Annotated in this window: 2 protein-coding genes; both read left to right on the top strand. The window is 62.8% G+C overall.

Going from position 1 to position 1,743, the window contains the following annotated elements; all coding sequences use genetic code 11:
* Positions 1 to 335 (top strand): ATP-binding protein (locus EN991_RS35030; protein WP_245461164.1); only part of this gene is annotated, 335 nt, incomplete at its 5' end.
* Positions 325 to 1,686, top strand: coding sequence for a sigma-54 dependent transcriptional regulator (locus EN991_RS35025; protein WP_013531496.1), 1,362 nt, complete (start codon positions 325 to 327; stop codon positions 1,684 to 1,686). The genes EN991_RS35030 and EN991_RS35025, both read left to right, overlap by 11 nt.
* Positions 1,687 to 1,743: the final 57 nt, after the last annotated feature.

The raw sequence follows: 1,743 nt of genomic DNA, 5'->3' as shown, positions 1-1,743 counted from the left end.
GCATAATCCGGATTCAGGCCGGGCGCCAGAATGGTGTGATTCGAATCGACGTCATCGACAATGGCAAAGGCCTGCCGCGCGAGAATCGCCAACGGCTGCTCGAGCCCTACATGACCACACGCGAGAAGGGCACCGGACTTGGCCTCGCTATCGTCAAGAAGATCGTGGAGGACCATGGTGGCAGGCTGGAACTACACGATGCTCCTGCGGACTTCCACGATGGGCGCGGCGCGATGATCAGCATCATCCTGCCGCCTGCGGCCGCAACGGCTCCGCGCGGCGAAAGCAGGGCGGAAAACGAAAGAGAAACTGAAAAGGTCGGTAATGGCGTCTGATATTCTCATCGTCGATGACGAGGAAGACATCCGTGAACTCGTCGCGGGCATACTGAGCGACGAAGGTCACGAAACCCGCACGGCATTCGATGCCGACAGCGCGCTCGCTGCTATAGCTGATCGCGCGCCGCGGCTGATTTTCCTCGATATCTGGCTGCAGGGCTCGCGCCTGGACGGGCTGGCGCTGCTCGACGAGATCAAGACCATGCATCCGACCTTGCCGGTGGTGATGATTTCCGGCCACGGCAACATCGAAACGGCGGTCTCCGCCATCCGTCGCGGCGCCTATGACTTCATCGAAAAACCGTTCAAGGCCGACAGGCTGATCCTTATTGCCGAGCGTGCGCTCGAGACCTCGAAATTGCGGCGCGAGGTTTCCGACCTCAAGCTGCGCAGCGGCGAAACCTTCGATCTGATCGGCATGTCGTCGGCGATGAGCCAGTTGCGTCAGACCATCGAACGCGTCGCGCCGACCAACAGCCGCGTGATGATCATCGGCCCGTCTGGCTCGGGCAAGGAACTGGCCGCGCGCGCCATCCACACGCTGTCGGCGCGCAAGGGCGCGCCTTTCGTGACGCTGAGCGCCGCCAACATCACGCCCGAGCGTATGGAGATCGAACTGTTCGGCACCGAATCGAATGGCGTCGAGCGCAAGGTCGGCGCGCTCGAGGAGGCCCATCGCGGCATCCTCTACATCGACGAGGTGGCCGACATGCCGCGCGAGACGCAGAACAAGATCCTGCGCGTGCTGGTCGAACAACAGTTCGAGCGGGTAGGGGGAACCAAGCGGGTCAAGGTCGATGTCCGCATCATCTCCTCGACCTCGCAGAACCTCGAAGCGATGATTGCCGACGGTCGTTTCCGCGAGGATCTTTACCATCGCCTGGCGGTGGTTCCGGTCATCGTCCCGGGACTGGCCGAGCGGCGAGAGGATATTCCCTACCTCGTCGACAACTTCATGAAGCAGATCGCCCGCCAGGCCGGCATCAAGCCGCGCCGTATCGGCGACGATGCGCTGGCCGTTCTGCAGGCTCACAACTGGCCAGGCAACGTTCGCCAGCTGCGCAACAATGTCGAGCGCCTGATGATCCTGGCGCGCGGCGACGACGTCGATGCGCCGATCACCGCTGATCTGTTGCCGGCCGAGATCGGCGATGTCATGCCGCGCACGCCGAATCAATCCGACCAGCACATCATGGCGCTGCCGTTGCGCGAAGCGCGTGAGCAGTTCGAGAAGGACTACCTGATCGCCCAGATCAACCGGTTCGGCGGCAACATCTCGAAGACCGCCGAGTTCATCGGCATGGAGCGCTCCGCTCTGCATCGCAAGCTGAAGTCCCTGGGCGTCTGAGCGCGTCCAGCCGCCGCGCGTGGTCCAACCATTTGCCGGTTACGCCCGCGGTGGAAT

Source organism: Mesorhizobium sp. M7A.F.Ca.US.005.03.2.1, assembly GCF_003997795.1.
Taxonomy (GTDB): Bacteria; Pseudomonadota; Alphaproteobacteria; order Rhizobiales; family Rhizobiaceae; genus Mesorhizobium; species Mesorhizobium ciceri.
The sequence above is the reverse complement of the archived record's forward strand: the minus strand, read 5'-3'. Positions and strand labels throughout refer to the sequence as shown.

Bases quoted from the DNA above. Each gene is read 5' to 3' on its own strand.
- EN991_RS35025 (WP_013531496.1), top strand. From the start codon at position 325: ATGGCGTCTGATATTCTCATCGTCGATGACGAGGAAGACATCCGTGAA.